This window comes from Pseudomonas sp. 1L-C-7-B-C1 (genome assembly GCF_057291635.1).
In genome coordinates this window covers 167,029-180,657 of record NZ_JBXAWH010000005.1, presented here as the reverse complement: position 1 = coordinate 180,657, position 13,629 = coordinate 167,029, and the positions used below count along the sequence as shown (strand labels likewise).

Sequence of the window (13,629 nt, the reverse complement as noted above, 5' to 3'; positions counted from 1 at the left end):
TGCCCACTCGCTGATTGCCCATCCTTGTAGGAGTGAGCTTGCTCGCGATGTCGCCAGTACTGTCAACGCACCTTCAAGGTGCCCACCACCGCATCGCGAGCAAGCTCACTCCTACGGGGTCCGGGTTGTCATCTCAGCCAGGTGGCGCCTTCGCCGCTTTCGCAACATCCCGTAGCAACCCGATGTCCGAATATGTCGCAGCACCGCAAGCAGGCGCGCGGCTGGTCTCGTTAAGCTGCGTAGCAGATGAAACGCTGTACAGCCGAGCCTGCCTGGGCGACGGTGTACACGGTTCATTCGGGTCGGCCAGATGTGACGGCGCACACACGACAAGCGTTAGTACTTAAGCAAAGCGCTACGCTTTGCCCGTAGTCACGTTTTCCTGACTATCCTCGTGCAGCGGTAAACGCGACACTCGACCCGGCACCACGCATCTCTCCTAAGACCGTATATAAAAGCCCAAGCGGAGTACCAAAGATGGCGTTCTTCACCGCAGCCAGCAAGTCCGACTTCCAGCACCAACTGCAAGCGGCACTGGCCCAGCACATCAGTGAACAGGCACTGCCACAAGTGGCGCTGTTCGCTGAGCAGTTCTTCGGCATCATTTCCCTGGACGAGCTGACCCAGCGTCGGCTCTCCGATCTGGCAGGCTGTACCCTTTCTGCCTGGCGTTTGCTTGAGCGCTTTGAACATTCCAGCCCGCAAGTGCGGGTCTACAACCCCGATTACGAGCGCCACGGCTGGCAGTCGACCCACACCGCCGTCGAAGTGCTGCACCACGACCTGCCGTTTCTGGTGGACTCGGTGCGCACCGAGCTCAACCGCCGCGGCTACAGCATCCACACCTTGCAAACCACTGTACTGAGTGTGCGACGCGATGCCCGTGGTCAACTGGTCGAACTGCTGCCCAAAGGCACCAGCGGCGAAGATGTGCTGCAAGAATCGTTGATGTACCTGGAGATCGACCGTTGCGCCAATGCTGCGGAGCTGAACGTGCTGGCCCGCGAACTGGAGCAGGTGCTGGGGGAAGTCCGCGTCGCGGTGGAAGACTTCGAGCCGATGAAAGCCAAGCTCCACGAGCTGCTGGCCGGCATCGACGCCACCGAGTACAACATTGACCCCGAGGAGAAATTCGAGGTCAAGGTGTTCCTCGAATGGCTGGTGAACAACCACTTCACCTTCCTCGGTTACGAAGAATTCACCGTCAGTGACGAAGGCGAGGGCGGTCAGCTCCAGTACGACCCGTCGTCCTTCCTAGGCCTGACCAAACTGCTGCGCGCTGGGCTCACCGCCGATGACTTGCACATCGAAGGCTATGCAGTGAAGTACCTGCAGGAGCCGACCCTGTTGTCGTTCGCCAAAGCCGCGCACCCAAGCCGCGTGCATCGCCCGGCGTATCCGGACTACGTGTCGATCCGCCAGATCGACGCCGACGGCAAGGTCATCAAGGAGTCTCGCTTCATGGGCCTGTACACCTCGTCGGTGTACGGCGAAAGCGTGCGCGCCATTCCCTACATCCGCCGCAAGGTCGCCGAAGTCGAGCGCCGTTCCGGGTTCGACGCCAAGGCGCACCTGGGCAAGGAACTGGCGCAAGTGGTTGAAGTGCTGCCGCGCGACGACCTGTTCCAGACACCGGTGGACGAGTTGTTCACCACCGTCATGTCGATCGTGCAGATCCAGGAGCGCAACAAGATCCGCGTGTTCCTGCGCAAAGACCCGTACGGTCGTTTCTGCTACTGCCTGGCCTATGTGCCGCGCGACGTGTACTCCACCGAAGTCCGTCAGAAGATCCAGCAAGTGCTGATGGATCGCCTGAAAGCCACCGACTGCGAGTTCTGGACCTTCTTCTCCGAGTCGGTACTGGCGCGCGTGCAGCTGATCCTGCGGGTGGACCCGAAAGTCACCCTCGACATCGACCCGCAGCAGCTGGAAAACGAAGTCGTTCAGGCCTGCCGTTCGTGGAAAGACGACTACGCCAGTCTGGTCATTGAAAGCTTCGGCGAAGCCCAGGGCACCAATGTCCTGGCCGACTTCCCGAAAGGTTTCCCGGCAGGCTACCGCGAGCGTTTCGCCGCGCACTCTGCCGTGGTCGACATGCAACACGTGCTGAGCCTGTCCGAAGCCAATCCGCTGGTGATGAGCTTCTATCAGCCGCTGTCGGGCGACAAGGCGCAGCTGCACTGCAAGCTGTACCACGCTGACACGCCGCTGGCGCTGTCCGACGTTCTGCCGATTCTTGAAAACCTCGGCCTGCGCGTGCTCGGTGAATTCCCGTATCGCCTGCGCCACACCAATGGCCGCGAATTCTGGATTCACGATTTTGCGTTCACTTACGGCGAAGGCCTGAAGCTGGACCTGCAACAGCTCAACGACACGTTGCAGGACGCCTTCGTCCATATCGTGCGGGGCGAAGCCGAAAACGACGCCTTCAACCGCCTGGTGCTGACGGCCGGTTTGCCGTGGCGCGATGTGGCGTTGCTGCGGGCCTACGCGCGGTACCTGAAACAGATCCGTCTGGGCTTCGACTTGGGTTACATCGCCAGCACGCTGAACAACCACGCCGACATCGCCCGCGAGCTGACGCGTCTGTTCAAGACCCGCTTCTACCTGGCGCGCAAGCTCAGCGGCGGCGACCTCGACGACATGCAGCAGCGTCTGGAGCAAGCCATTCTGACTGCGCTCGACGGCGTACAAGTGCTCAACGAAGACCGCATCCTGCGTCGCTACCTTGACCTGATCAAGGCGACCATGCGCACCAACTTCTACCAGAGCGACGCCAACGGCCAGAGCAAGAGCTACTTCAGCTTCAAGTTCAACCCGCGCCTGATCCCCGAGCTGCCGAAGCCGGTGCCGAAGTTCGAAATCTTCGTCTACTCGCCGCGCGTCGAAGGCGTACACCTGCGGTTCGGCAACGTAGCCCGTGGCGGCCTGCGCTGGTCCGATCGTGAAGAAGACTTCCGCACTGAAGTGCTGGGTCTGGTCAAAGCCCAGCAGGTGAAAAACTCGGTCATCGTGCCGGTCGGCGCCAAGGGCGGCTTCCTGCCCCGTCGTCTGCCGACCACCGGGACCCGCGACGAGATTCAGGCTGAAGCCATCGCCTGCTACCGCCTGTTCATTTCCGGTCTGCTGGACATCACCGACAACCTGAAAGAAGGCGCGCTGGTACCGCCGGCCAACGTCGTGCGTCACGACGACGATGACCCGTACCTGGTCGTGGCCGCCGACAAAGGCACCGCGACCTTCTCCGACATCGCCAACGGCATCGCTATCGATTACGGCTTCTGGCTCGGCGACGCCTTCGCTTCCGGCGGCTCGGCGGGTTACGACCACAAGAAAATGGGCATTACCGCCAAGGGCGCGTGGGTCGGCGTACAGCGCCACTTCCGCGAGCGCGGCATCAACGTGCAGCAGGACAGCATCAGCGTGATCGGCGTTGGCGACATGGCCGGTGACGTGTTCGGCAACGGCCTGTTGATGTCCGACAAGCTGCAACTGGTGGCGGCCTTCAACCACCTGCACATCTTCATCGACCCGAATCCGGACCCGGCGAGCAGCTTCGTCGAGCGTCAGCGTCTGTTCGACCTGCCGCGTTCGGCGTGGACCGATTACGACACCAGCCTGATGTCCGCAGGTGGCGGTATCTTCCCGCGCAGCGCGAAAAGCATCGCGATCACCCCGCAGATGAAAGCGCGTTTTGACATCACCGCTGACAAGCTGACCCCGACCGAACTGATGCACGCGCTGCTCAAGGCGCCGGTGGATCTGTTGTGGAACGGCGGCATCGGCACCTACGTCAAGGCCAGCACCGAATCCCATGCAGACGTCGGCGACAAAGCCAACGACGCGCTGCGCGTCAACGGCAATCAGCTGCGTTGCAAAGTGGTGGGCGAGGGCGGCAACCTCGGCATGACCCAACTGGGCCGTGTCGAGTTCGGCCTGATGGGCGGCGCTACCAACACCGACTTCATCGACAACGCCGGTGGCGTGGACTGCTCCGACCACGAAGTGAACATCAAGATCCTGCTGAACGAAGTGGTTCAGGCCGGCGACATGACCGAGAAGCAGCGCAACCTGCTGCTCGAAAGCATGACCGACGAAGTGGGCAATCTCGTCCTCGGCAACAACTACAAGCAGACCCAGGCTCTGTCCCTGGCGGAGCGCCGGGCCTACGAGCGCATCGCCGAGTACAAACGCTTGATGAGCGACCTGGAAGCGCGGGGCAAGCTGGACCGCGCCATCGAGTTCCTGCCGGCGGAAGATCAACTGGCCGAGCGCATTTCCGAGAAGAAGGGCCTGACCCGGGCCGAGCTGTCGGTGCTGATTTCCTACAGCAAGATCGACCTCAAGGAAGCGCTGCTGGAATCCCGCGTTCCGGACGACGATTACCTGGCCCGCGACATGGAAACGGCGTTCCCGCCGTCACTGGGCGCGAAGTTCTCCGAGTCGATGCGTCGCCACCGTCTGAAGCGCGAAATCGTCAGCACGCAGATCGCCAACGATCTGGTTAACCACATGGGCATCACGTTCGTGCAGCGACTCAAAGAGTCGACCGGCATGACGGCCGCCAACGTGGCCGGTGCTTACGTCATCGTGCGTGACATTTTCCACCTCCCGCACTGGTTCCGTCAGATCGAGGCGCTGGACTACAAGGTCCCGGCCGAGATTCAGCTGGCGTTGATGGATGAGCTGATGCGTCTGGGCCGTCGCGCGACGCGCTGGTTCCTGCGCAGCCGTCGCAACGAACTGGACGCGGCGCGTGACGTGGCGCACTTCGGTCCGCACATCGCGGCACTGGGTCTGAAGCTGGACGAGTTGCTGGAAGGGCCGACCCGTGAGGTCTGGCAGACGCGTTATCAGGAGTACGTCGCGGCCGGCGTGCCGGAGTTGCTGGCGCGGATGGTGGCGGGTACGAGTCACCTGTACACACTGTTGCCGATCATCGAGGCGTCGGACGTGACCGGTCAGAATGCAGCGGACGTGGCGAAGGTGTATTTCGCGGTGGGCAGTTCGCTGGATGTGACCTGGTATCTGCAGCAGATCAGTGCGTTGCCGGTTGAAAACAATTGGCAGGCGCTGGCCCGTGAGGCGTTCCGCGATGATATCGATTGGCAGCAGCGGGCGATCACGGTGTCTGTGTTGCAGATGGCGAATGGTCCTGCGGACGTCGAGGAGCGTTTGAATCTGTGGCTGGAGCAGCATTTGTCGATGGTCGAGCGCTGGCGCGCGATGTTAGTGGAGTTGCGTGCAGCGAGTGGTCACGATTACGCGATGTATGCGGTCGCTAACCGTGAGTTGCTGGATCTGGCAATGAGTGGGCAGACGGCTGTGGTTTGATGGTTTAGTCGTTTGTAATCGGAAGCCCCGCGTCGAGAGACGCGGGGCTTTTTTGTTTTTGCGTTGGGAGATCAAGGTCAAGGGCGTCTGCCTGGGGGCAGACTGTTTCGCCTTCGGCGACTTACTTTTGAAAAGCACCAAAAGTAAGCAAAAGTGCCTGCTCTCGGTTTGGCCCGACTTCGTCGGGTTCCTTCACTCCGGTCTCGCTCCGTGGGCCCGCCGCCATCCGCCATCCATGGCGGGGGGCGGCTCTCGCGGCATCCATGCCGCTCGGCCCACTCCGCGAGACCTGCGTTCAGCCTGCACCCAAGTCGCGATTTGTGGTGTCTGAGCCTTTTGCGTATGAAGATCAAGATCAAAAGCGCGTTTAGATCAGATCAACAGCTTCCCGGCTGAAGCCGGTCCTACAGTCGGCGCCCATCCCGCTGGATGCATGCGTTTTTTAGTGGGACCGGCTTTAGCCGGGAAGGGGCCAGTGTGGACGCTGGCAGTTTTGCTGGCCGAACAACCTACCTGTGGGAGCGAGCTCGCTCGCGAATGCTGTTGATCGTTCCTACGCTCCGCGTGGGTATGCATCCTGGGACGCTCTGCGTCGTTCTTCCAAAGGGCTGGGCGGTTATTTCAGTCGCGCCATGCTGATGGCGTCGACGAGGACGCCGTCGCGTATGGCGTAGTCCCGCAGGCGGCCTTCGGTTTCGAAGCCGAACTTGCGGTACAGCGCCAGGGCGGCTTCGTTGTCGGCGAACACCGTCAGTTCAACCCGGTGCAGGTTCATCCAGTTGTCCGCGACTTCCAGCACGGCAGCCATCAGCCGCGACCCCACCCCTTTGCCCTGCCACGCCGCCGCTATGCCCATGCCGATCGCGCCGACATGGCGCTGGCGAATGCGCGCGTATTGCTCCAGACCAATGTTGCCGATCACCTGGCCCTGATGCAAAGCGACAAGTTTCACAGACCGGTCGTCCGCCCCCGCCAGCCGCTTGCGCCAGACATCGGCGGACTGATACGGCATCTGAAGCACCTGACGACACACCTCGGGGTCGTTATACAACGCAGTCACGCCCTCGATATGGGCCTCGGTAAAACGATGGATCACCACTTGATCGACAGCAACATTCACTGGATTCGTCCTTTGAAAACAGAAAGAGGGAACAGTCTAAGCGGCCAATTGCTGACATGGCTATGGCGACCAGCGAGTACGATCAACAGCATTCGCGAGCAAGCTCGCTCCCACGGGTACAGCGTCGTCTCATCGGCCTTTGCCTTCCTTAACTGGCGCTTTCCGGCTGAAGCCGGTCCCACTAAAAGCAACGCATACAGTCAGTGGGGCCGCCTTCCCGGCTGAAGCCGGTCCTACAAAAAGCACTGCGTACCGTCAGTAGGACCGGCTTCAGCCGGGAAGCTTTTGATCTGCTTTTGATCTGCTTTGCGCTTTTGATCTTCATACGCAAAAAGCCCAGTCACCGCAAAACGCGACTTGGGTGCAGGCCGAACGTAGACGGCGCGCAGTGGGTCGAGCCGCATGGATGCGGCGAGAGCGCCGTCAGGACATGGATGTCCGTTCGGCGCGGGCCCACGGAGCGTCGTCGGAGTGAGGGAACCCGACGAAGTCGGGCCAAATCAGGAGCAAGCACCCTTGGTTACTTGGGGTGCTTTTCCAAGTAACTCGCCGAAGGCGAAACCGTTGGCCGTTAGGCCAACTCCAATGCCACCACAACAATTCGCATAAACCCCCAAATACCCGCGCCTGCAAAAAGCCCATAAAAAACCCCGCCGAAGCGGGGTTTTCTCAACACGGTCTCAGCTATTAAGCCTGAACAACCGGGATATTAGCGTTCGCCGCAGCCTCACGGAATTCCGCTATCTGATCGAAGCTCAGATAGCGGTAAACATCGGCAGCCATACTGTCGATCTTGCCCGCATACTCCATATACTCCTCGACCGTCGGCAGACGACCCAGAATCGACGCCACAGACGCCAACTCAGCCGAAGCCAGATACACGTTCGCCCCATCACCCAAACGGTTCGGGAAGTTACGGGTCGACGTCGATACTACGGTCGAATTCGGCTCTACACGTGCCTGGTTACCCATGCACAGCGAGCAGCCCGGCATTTCCATGCGCGCGCCAGCCTTGCCGTAAATGCCGTAGTAGCCTTCCTCGGTCAATTGATGAGCATCCATCTTCGTCGGCGGCGACAGCCACAGACGCGTAGGAAGCTGACCTTTGACCTGATCCAGCAACTTGCCCGCAGCGCGGAAGTGGCCGATGTTGGTCATGCACGAACCGATGAACACTTCATCAATCTTCTCGCCAGCAACGCTGGACAGCAGACGGGCGTCGTCCGGATCGTTTGGCGCGCAGAGCACAGGCTCTTTGATGTCGGCCAGATCGATCTCGATGATTTCTTCGTACTCGGCATCAGCGTCCGCAACCATGAGCTCCGGATTGGCGACCCAGGCTTCCATCGCTTGAGCACGACGTTCCAGGGTGCGCGGATCGCCGTAACCCTGTTCGATCATCCAGCGCAGCAGGGTGATGTTCGAGTTCAGGTATTCGGTGATCGACTCTTTCGACAGCTTGATCGTGCAACCTGCGGCAGAACGCTCGGCCGAGGCGTCGGACAGCTCGAATGCCTGCTCGATGCTCAGGTTGTCCAGGCCTTCGATTTCCAGGATGCGACCCGAGAAGGCGTTTTTCTTGCCCTTCTTCTCGACGGTCAGCAAACCCTTCTGGATCGCGAAGTAAGGAATCGCGTGAACCAGGTCGCGCAGGGTGATGCCCGGTTGCATCTCGCCCTTGAAGCGGACCAGGATCGACTCCGGCATGTCCAGTGGCATCACGCCAGTGGCCGCGGCAAACGCCACCAGACCGGAACCGGCCGGGAACGAAATCCCCATCGGGAAACGGGTGTGCGAGTCACCACCGGTGCCGACGGTGTCCGGCAGCAGCATGCGGTTCAGCCAGCTGTGGATGATGCCATCGCCCGGACGCAGGGAAACGCCGCCGCGGGTCATGATGAAGTCAGGCAGCGTGTGGTGCGTGGTCACGTCGATCGGCTTTGGATACGCCGCGGTGTGGCAGAACGACTGCATCACCAGATCGGTCGAGAAGCCCAGGCACGCCAGGTCTTTCAGTTCATCACGGGTCATTGGACCAGTGGTGTCCTGGGAGCCGACGGTGGTCATCTTCGGTTCGCAGTAGGTGCCAGGACGCACACCTTTGCCTTCCGGCAGACCGCAGGCCTTACCCACCATCTTCTGCGCCAGGGTGAAACCTTTGCCGGTGTCGACAGGGGCTTCAGGCAGCTTGAACAGGTCGGTCGGGCCCAGGCCCAGCTCGGCACGCGCCTTGTCGGTCAGGCCACGGCCGATGATCAGCGGGATACGACCGCCGGCACGGACTTCGTCCAACAGCACTGGGGTCTTCAGTTCGAAGGTGGTGATGACTTCTTCACTGTCGTGCTTGCAGACTTTGCCAGCGTATGGGTAAACGTCGATCACGTCGCCCATGTTGATGTTCGAGACATCGAATTCGATTGGCAGAGCGCCGGCGTCTTCCATGGTGTTGTAGAAGATCGGGGCAATCTTGGTGCCGAAGCAAAAACCGCCCGCGCGCTTGTTCGGTACGTTCGGGACGTCGTCGCCGAAGAACCACAGCACCGAGTTGGTGGCCGACTTGCGCGAAGAACCGGTGCCGACCACGTCGCCCACGTAGGCGATAGGGAAACCCTGACCGCGCATTTCTTCGATCTGTTTCATCGGGCCGATGGAGCCTTGCACGTCAGGCACGATACCTTCCCGGGCCATCTTCAACATGGCGAGGGCGTGCAGCGGAATATCCGGACGCGACCAGGCGTCAGGCGCAGGCGACAGGTCGTCGGTGTTGGTTTCGCCGGTGACCTTGAAGACGCGCAGGCTGATCTTCTCGGCCAGGGTCGGACGCTTGCGGAACCACTCACCGTCAGCCCAGGACTGCAGAACGCCTTGGGCGATTGCATTACCGTTTTTGGCTTTTTCAGCGACGTCGTGGAAGGCGTCGAACATCAGCAGGGTGTGCTTGAGTTGGTCGGCAGCGACCTGGCCCAATGCAGCGTCGTCCAGCAGCTCGACCATGGTCACGATGTTGTAACCGCCCTGCATGGTGCCGAGCAGCTCTACAGCGTGTTTACGGTCCAGCAGAGGGGAAGTGACTTCGCCCTTGGCCAGGGCAGAAAGGAAACCGGCTTTGACGTAGGCAGCTTCGTCAACGCCTGGTGGAACGCGATTGGTGATCAGGTCAAGCAGGAAAGCTTCTTCGCCAGCCGGTGGGTTTTTCAGCAGCTCGACCAGGCCTGCGGTTTGTTCGGCGTTAAGCGGCTGGGGCACGATACCCTGGGCGGCACGCTCTTCGATGTGTTTACGGTAGGCTTCAAGCACAGTATTACCCTCATCAGTGGTCCCAAATGGGTGTCCGGGACGCTCATCCAGAGAAGGTCCGCATCGGCGCTCTCGAACTTTTTAAAGTTTCTTGGCAGGAAGCTGACGATCTCCAACAGAAGCTGTTTTCAAAGTTTTACGCCTGCATGATCGGTCGAGGGGGGGACGCAAGCGAACTCGCGTCGGACCGGACTGCGGGGCGGGCTTTGTGCGACGGGTGGCTGGCCGACTCATCGTAAAAAGCCCTGACTGTGCTCGTGACGCTTTGAAAACAGCTTCCAACGGACATTGGCGCCTTAAAAGGCCCGGTGATTCTACGGTAAAAAACCGCTGAAGGTAAGTTAGCCCCTACAGGTTGAAGGGTGTACCTCGTTAGACAAAGGGCTAACATGCCGGCTTGTTTCGTTCGCCGCCGTGTTGCTCCGTCATGCCCAATCAAATCATCAAAACGCCCTGCGTGGGCCTGTGCTCCACTGTCTACGGCGACCTCGTGTGCCGGGGATGCAAGCGCTTCCACCACGAAGTGATTCACTGGAACGGCTACGACGAAGAGGCTAAACGTGCCGTCTGGCTGCGTCTGGAACAGCTGCTGGTGCAGGTGATGGCGGGGAAAGTCGAGGTCTTCGATCCGGCCAGGCTTCGGGCGCAACTGGAGCAGCGCAAGATCCGCTTCGTCCCCCATCAGTCGGAATATTGCTGGGCGTATCAGCTAATTGCGCGGGGCGCGCGGGTGATCAACCAACTGGACGCCTACGGCATGGTGCTGCTGCCGGAATTTCGCGACTGGTCGCTGCCTGAACTGCGCGATGCCATTGATCGGGAATTCTTCCTGCTGTCCGAGGCGCACTACGAACGCTACATCGCGCCGGGCTTCCTCAAGGATGCGATGGGCGCGGTTTGACAACGCCGTGAATCGCGCGCTTGCGCGGTAAATCCTGCGCTTTTCATCTGCGCAGGCTGGCTCTGCCGGTCAGGCTCCGTATAATGCTGCGCCTTGCCCAGCCAGCCATCCGTGAACCCATGCAGATTTATCCAGAAATCGACGCCTTCCTGCTTTGCCCCACGCCCGACAGTTGGGTTCAGGCTGCTTTGCAGAATCTGGATATCCTGCTGATTGATCACGCCAACAATGAAAAGAAAGCCGCCGGCGCGGCCTTTCAATTCATGTTCCAGTACAACGACAAGTTCGATCTGCTGGCCAAGATGTCGCGGTTGGCGCGCGAAGAGCTGCGTCACTTCGAGCAAGTGATCGGCATCATAAAGAAACGCAACATCCCGATGGCCAACATCAGTTCAGCGCGCTATGCCGGTTCGCTGCGCAAACTCGTTCGCACCCATAACCCCTATCGACTGACCGACGCGCTGATCGTCGGCGCCATCGTCGAAGCGCGATCCTGCGAACGCTTCGCTGCGCTGGTGCCGCATCTGGATGAAGACCTGTCGAAGTTCTACGCCAGCCTGCTCAAGTCCGAAGCCCGGCATTTTCAGGATTACCTGAAGCTCGCCTACACCTACGGCACTGAAGCGGACGTCGACGCCAAAATCGAAGAAATCCGCCTGGCCGAGCGCGAGCTGATCCTGAGCCCGGACGAAGATTTCCGCTTTCACAGCGGCGTGCCGGCGCTTTAAACCCCCTCCCTGACGAGTCCCGACCGTAGGAGCCGGCTTGCTGGCGAACCGGACCTGCCATCCAATCGATCAGCGACTGGCAGATCGCATTCGCCAGCAAGCCGGCTCCTACGGGGGCCGCGACACTTTCATCACATACTCTGAGATCCGGTCCATTACCGGCGAACCACGTTCGTCCGATTTCGTGCACCTTAAATATTGTTTCATTGTGTGTTCACTGCCTAGGCAGTAAGATCCGCTCCATTCACTGCCTAAGCAGATAATGGTTGGCTATCAATGGCGCATTTCACTCCCGAAAACTTTCACGACAGTCTGCTGGGCATGTTGCTGGGCCGGACTGAACAGCTGAAAAACCGCATCCTCGACCGGCATCTCGAGCCCCATGGCGTCACCGCGCAGCAGTTCAAAGTGCTGGTGATGATCGCGCGGTTCTGCGCCGAGACCCCGGCCGACATCTGTCGCATGTTGAACCTCGACAGTGGCTCGATGACCCGCATGCTTGATCGCCTTGAACAGAAAAACCTGCTGTCCCGCGCGCGCTCGGAATCCGATCGACGCCAGGTGCAGTTAGTGCTGACCGATGAAGGCAAGGCGCTCTCTGACCTGTTGCCGGAAATCGGCGCACACGCGATGAACGAAATGGTCGGCGTGCTGGAAGACAGCGAGCTGCTGGCACTGGAAAAGATTCTGACGAAAATTCTGGTTGCCTCGGGCGACCCCATCACGATTGCCCGGATCGCCGAACGATGAGCACTCACATTCAGCGGGGCTCGACCCTGCGCACTTCCCTGAGCCTGATAGTCGTGGCACTCGTGCTGGCCGGTTGCGCCAGTTCCAAAGGCCTGAAAACCGAAGGCGTCGGCATTGATGCCAACACGCTGCAGGCGGCCCAGAGCCTCAACGGCATCACCCTGTCCCCCGCGGCCTGGCCGAAGCGCGATTGGTGGACCAGCCTGGGCGATCCGCAGCTCAATAGCCTGATCGCCGAAGCGCTGCGCGACAGCCCGGACATGCAGATCGCCGCTGCCCGCACCCATCAGGCCAATGCCCAGGCGTACGCCGCCGACGCCGAACGCATGCCGACCGTCGATGCCGATGCCAGCGTCAGCCGCTCCCGTCTGGCCCGGGATCAGGACCCGACCGGGGCCGGCGGTCGCTACAGCACCTTGCGCAGCCTGAGCGCCGGCTTCAATTACAACTTCGATCTGTGGGGCGGCCAGCGGGCTGCCTGGGAAGCGGCATTGGGCCAGGCCCGCGCCAGTGAAGTCGATCAGCAAGCGGCGCAGCTGACCCTCGCTGCCGACGTTGCCCGCGCCTACAGCGACCTGGGCCAGGCCTATATCGTCCGCGATCTGGCGGCCGAAGACCTCAAGCGCACGAGTCAATTGCTGGACCTCGGCTCGCGGCGCTTCAAGTCGGGCATCGACAGCGAGTACCAGTACGAGCAGACCCAGAGCCTTGAAGCCAATTCCCGCGAGTCGCTGGCGGACGCCGAAAAGAACCTGCGCAGCGCCAGGATCCAGCTGGCTGTGCTCATGGGCAAAGGCCCGGACCGCGGCGAAAAGTTGAGCCGGCCTGCCGTGTTGCAACCCGCTGCGGTGGCATTGCCGTCGGTGGTGCCTGCGGAATTGCTGGGCCGTCGCCCGGATCTGGTCGCCGCGCGCTGGCGGGTTGAAGCAGCGAGCAAGAACATCGACGTCAGCAAGACCAACTTCTACCCGAACCTCAACCTGAGCGCCTCGGCAGGGGCGGAGTCGCTGCTGGGTGATGCGATGTTCGGCTCGGCCAGTCGCTTCTTCAACGTGGCCCCGACGGTGTCGCTGCCGATCTTCGACGGCGGCCGTCGCCGTGCCGACCTTGATGCGCGGGACGCCGACTACGACCTCGCCGTGGCGCAATACAACAAGACGCTGGTCCGGGCGCTGGGGGATGTCAGTGATGGCATTGGCCAGTTGCGCGACATCCGTCGCCAGATCGAGGCCCGCCAGCAGGCGACCGACGTGATTCAGAAATCCTACGACACCGTCGTTCAGCGCTACTCATCCGGCATCGGTAATTACCTGGACGTGCTGAGCGTCGAGCAACAACTGCTGCAATCGCAACGCCAACAGGCTGATCTCAACGCGGAACGAATCGATCTTTCGATCCAGTTGATGCAGGCCCTCGGGGGAGGCTTCGAAGAAAGCAAGTCCGGCGAAAACGCCGCCCCGGTCGTCCCGTCAACTGCTTCGCTGACTCATTAAGGTAAT

General features: G+C 60.8%; 7 protein-coding genes. 5 read left to right on the top strand and 2 right to left on the bottom strand.

The genetic code is table 11. The features are described from left to right. The first annotated feature begins 477 nt into the window (after positions 1-477). The gene (locus AC0Z8Z_RS10095) at positions 478-5,334 is read left to right on the top strand and encodes an NAD-glutamate dehydrogenase (protein ID WP_485619002.1); all 4,857 of its coding nucleotides are present in this window, start codon (positions 478-480) and stop codon (positions 5,332-5,334) included. Between the two features lie 616 nt (positions 5,335-5,950). Here the strand turns inward: AC0Z8Z_RS10095 and AC0Z8Z_RS10090 are convergent. Both AC0Z8Z_RS10090 and acnB read right to left on the bottom strand, forming a co-directional pair. Beyond that, the gene (locus tag AC0Z8Z_RS10090) at positions 5,951-6,454 is read right to left on the bottom strand and encodes a GNAT family N-acetyltransferase (protein WP_205484382.1); all 504 of its coding nucleotides are present in this window, start codon (positions 6,452-6,454) and stop codon (positions 5,951-5,953) included. A gap of 687 nt (positions 6,455-7,141) precedes the next feature. Next, the gene (gene acnB, locus AC0Z8Z_RS10085) at positions 7,142-9,751 is read right to left on the bottom strand and encodes a bifunctional aconitate hydratase 2/2-methylisocitrate dehydratase (protein WP_122537599.1); all 2,610 of its coding nucleotides are present in this window, start codon (positions 9,749-9,751) and stop codon (positions 7,142-7,144) included. Between the two features lie 427 nt (positions 9,752-10,178). On the opposite strand from acnB, the gene AC0Z8Z_RS10080 reads away from it, so the two are divergent. The 4 genes from AC0Z8Z_RS10080 to AC0Z8Z_RS10065 all read left to right on the top strand — a co-directional run bounded on the left by AC0Z8Z_RS10080 (position 10,179) and on the right by AC0Z8Z_RS10065 (position 13,623). After that, positions 10,179-10,652 (top strand): DUF1289 domain-containing protein, encoded by a 474-nt coding sequence (locus tag AC0Z8Z_RS10080; RefSeq protein WP_122537601.1) that lies wholly within the window; start codon positions 10,179-10,181, stop codon positions 10,650-10,652. Between the two features lie 119 nt (positions 10,653-10,771). Next, the gene (locus AC0Z8Z_RS10075) at positions 10,772-11,380 is read left to right on the top strand and encodes a MiaE family protein (protein ID WP_122624818.1); all 609 of its coding nucleotides are present in this window, start codon (positions 10,772-10,774) and stop codon (positions 11,378-11,380) included. Positions 11,381-11,656: 276 nt separating this feature from the next. Then, positions 11,657-12,130, top strand: coding sequence for a MarR family winged helix-turn-helix transcriptional regulator (locus AC0Z8Z_RS10070; RefSeq protein ID WP_065986418.1), 474 nt, complete (start codon positions 11,657-11,659; stop codon positions 12,128-12,130). After that, positions 12,127-13,623, top strand: a complete 1,497-nt coding sequence (locus tag AC0Z8Z_RS10065) for an efflux transporter outer membrane subunit (protein ID WP_485619001.1) — start codon at positions 12,127-12,129, stop codon at positions 13,621-13,623. Before AC0Z8Z_RS10070 ends, AC0Z8Z_RS10065 begins: the two co-directional genes overlap by 4 nt. Positions 13,624-13,629 lie beyond the last annotated feature (6 nt).